We start from the raw sequence: 3,381 nt of genomic DNA on the forward strand, positions 1-3,381 counted from the left end.
TGATAAATCATTGAATAATATTTCTTTATTTTAATTACTTCAAGTATATATCGCTACCCATTAAGGTTAGGACATTTTTCTATTCCCTATTCCCTATTCCCTTTGAGCCTAAATTTATTGTCTTAACCAATTAACTTAGTGCTATAGGAACTATTTTTTCATCATCAACCCCAGTAAAAATTACTATTCTTATCTGAAATAGCATAATTCATGCTGGAAACAAACATCTATAACCCCCTTAACTACAGGTAAATATTTACCGAAAGTTTAGTATTTTATATTAGCTAATCTTAAAATTTAGACAGCTAATTTTTGTTAATTCCTTGACTTTTATAATTTTATTTTTCACTTATTATATATAGGATTATATTTTATGCAAGCAATTTTATTTCGTCCTCAAGGCAACTTAGATTTAAAGGGGAGTTATCGACTCAAGCAAATAGTAGATAAACTAATTTTCCAAAACAAAAATTTATACTGGATCATAGATTTGGCATTGGTCAACAAAATTAATAATTTTGGTTTGACTACTTTAGTGGTCGTCCGCAAAATTGCTGAAAAAAGAGGATGTAAATTATATCTTTTCAACCTCCAAGATGATATTCAAGTAGTTTTTGAAATTACCGGACTAGACCAAGAATTTAAAATTTTAGAAGACGAAACATTGATCAATTCATTAAACCCTAAACTACTACTTTGCTAGCTTTTCAATTTATTAATTCAGTTCCTTTTATGTTTCTTATTCCTTCTGAGTATTACCAACAATTGGAATCGTAAAATGAAACTCACTACCCCGATCTTTACCAGCCGACTCAGCCCAAATTTTACCCCCTAAACGACTAATAATCTGACGACAAATAGCTAAACCTAAACCTGTGCCTCCAACACTACGTCGTAAAGCGCCTTCTTCTTGATAAAAACGATCAAATACAGTCTCTAACTGATTAGGTTCAATCCCACGGCCAGTATCAGAGATAGTCACCTTCAACATATTCTCACTATTAGAAGTCGCTCTAATTATTACTCTTCCTTCAGCTTGAGTAAACTTACAAGCATTGTCCAAGAGTTTTGATAAGACCTCTACTAACCATTCCCCATCGGCCAAGACTAAAGGTAGTTCTGCCGATACCTGAGTAGTAATATTCGGCAACTCCTGTTCTAATTTGTGGGCCCGAATACTACTAAGAGCTAAATCAACACATTCCAATAGAGGTAGATATTCTATATTCCATTGAACTCGACCACTTTCTAAATGAGACAATGTTAAGAAATCTTGCACAAGATGACGCATTCTATCTGCATCTGCCAATGCAGTTTCTAGCATCACTTGGCGTAACTCTTCAGGCATATCCGGTTCTTGACTAAGACTTTCCAAGCAAACTTGGATAGTAGATAGGGGAGTCCGTAACTCATGGCCAGTAATAGCAATTAAATTACTGCGAGTTCGGTCAAGAGCCTCTAATTGTTGATTTAATTCTTCTAAGTGAGTATAAGTTTCTGCCTGAATCAAAGTTATACTTAACTGAGTAGCGATCGCTTCTACTAAATCTATTTGTTCTTCAGACCACTTATGGGGAGACGATCCACAATTATGTAATTCCACCATACCTAAGAGTCGCCCCTGATACAGTAGAGGTATCATCAACCAGCTCGAAATCTCCCATTGAGATATTAAGTTTTCCAGACAATTTCTCTGTTTAGATTTGGGAGTAACTGAAGTTTCTAGCACCAAATACTCAGGTAGTAAACTTGTATCTTCTATATAAACTCGCCCTTGAGTTTGAACAACTTTCTGAAACAGATAATTGTCTTTTAGAGGCCAGACCTGATTCAGCAAAGATTTTACTGATAGACCTAAATACTCGTGAGTAATAGTTGCTATTGTATCCGCAGGCCGACACTGATAGATCAAACATCGGCTGGCCAAAAGTGCTTCTCCCAGTTCTTGCACTGCCACTTTGATAATCTCATCCGGATCTAGCGATCGCCTCATAGCAGAAGAGATAACATTAATTAAGCGTTGTTTTTTTTCCTGAGCTGCGATTGAGCGATAAGTTTTAATTAACTTATATTGACTTGCTTGCAAATAAGTCACCAAACGTTGAGCAAAAGGATTATTAAAATTATTATTTCCAACTACTTCTGAAGCTTTCTTATTAATACCATTAGAACTAGATTTACTTTGAGCAGATTTTTTTCGCTTCCTTAAATCCAAATTGATGCCATAAATTTCTGTAGCTGCTTGAACCTTTTCCTTTAACTCTGGTCTATATTTAAGGATTCGATGGAGTAATAATGCAGCAGATTGGACACATACCTGACGATCGAAAGTCCAGATACCTTCAAACCTACGTGCTTGCTCCATTCCACTGAACCGATCTCTTTCATCAACTAGGCCAGAATTATCACACTCATTGCAAATCAAACAACTTGAATACTCTTGAGCAAGGATCAGTAGATTCCATTCCATAATTAAAGGATCTCTCGGATCAAAAGCTACTGTTTCGTGATATTCAGAAGAATTTTTAAATTCCGTTTCTGGTGCAGCTAGTACATATACTTGGGATGTGAGGTTAGCAATTCTTCGATAACGGTGAGCTTCTTGACGATAAAAACGCTCTTTCTGAAAAGTTGCTATTACCAGAGGTTGATCAGAACCTGCTAAAACCTGCTCTTCCATCGCATGAGAGAGAGCAGTCAGAGATGACTTAAAATAAATTTGTGGTCTGATCTGCGGAACCTCTAGCACCAGTTCTGCTAATACGGATTTAGGAATGGTCATCTGGCGGTTACTTTTTGACCTACTGTATTACTAACATCAAATATACATCGTTGATTTGATATCCTTACTACACTACACTTTTAGGGAAGTGATTTCTACTATTTTTTCAACCTCTGAGTGGGTTAAAGCTTGATCAAATGTTGCTATCATTTGCGATTGTCTTAAACTTTCTCCAAGTTTGTTTTTGGTCTCCATCTCCCTTCGCGACATGAAAAGCTCTTCTGCAAGAGGTATACCCTCCGGCGACTATCTAAAAAACTTGTTAGTAATAATTTTATCAGTAATTGTTAGCCATTGCATATAATGAACAAAAATTGATTGTTTTACCGAAAAATTGGGTTTAAAGCCTCCCTCTAAAAGCTATGCTTTACCCACATAAGATCGAATTCCTTACAGGATAGGGGAGAGGGGGGAGAGGGAGAAGAGGGGGAAGAGAAGACAAAACTGCCATAACGCAATTCCAGAAAGAGGTAGCTAAAAGTGAATAACGCAATTTTATTTCTTGATCGGGGCTACTTAAACTATCTCCCCACAAGGACCACACCTCCCACACTCCCCACTCTGCAATACTTATAAGACTTATGGGTATTGCAGAGTGG

At 36.5% G+C, this 3,381-nt stretch carries 2 protein-coding genes; one reads left to right on the top strand and one right to left on the bottom strand.

What is annotated here, in order from left to right; genetic code table 11:
• Positions 1–373 precede the first annotated feature (373 nt).
• Positions 374–703 (top strand): STAS domain-containing protein, encoded by a 330-nt coding sequence (locus F6K22_RS36495; RefSeq protein WP_293109564.1) that lies wholly within the window; start codon positions 374–376, stop codon positions 701–703.
• 36 nt (positions 704–739) lie between these two features.
• On the opposite strand, the gene F6K22_RS36500 is transcribed toward F6K22_RS36495, so the two are convergent.
• Positions 740–2,782: a DICT sensory domain-containing protein gene (locus F6K22_RS36500; RefSeq protein WP_293109566.1), complete on the bottom strand. Its 2,043-nt coding sequence runs from the start codon at positions 2,780–2,782 to the stop codon at positions 740–742.
• Positions 2,783–3,381: the final 599 nt, after the last annotated feature.

The sequence above is a fragment of the Okeania sp. SIO2F4 genome (assembly GCF_010672385.1).
In the GTDB taxonomy this organism is placed as follows: domain Bacteria; phylum Cyanobacteriota; class Cyanobacteriia; order Cyanobacteriales; family Microcoleaceae; genus Trichodesmium.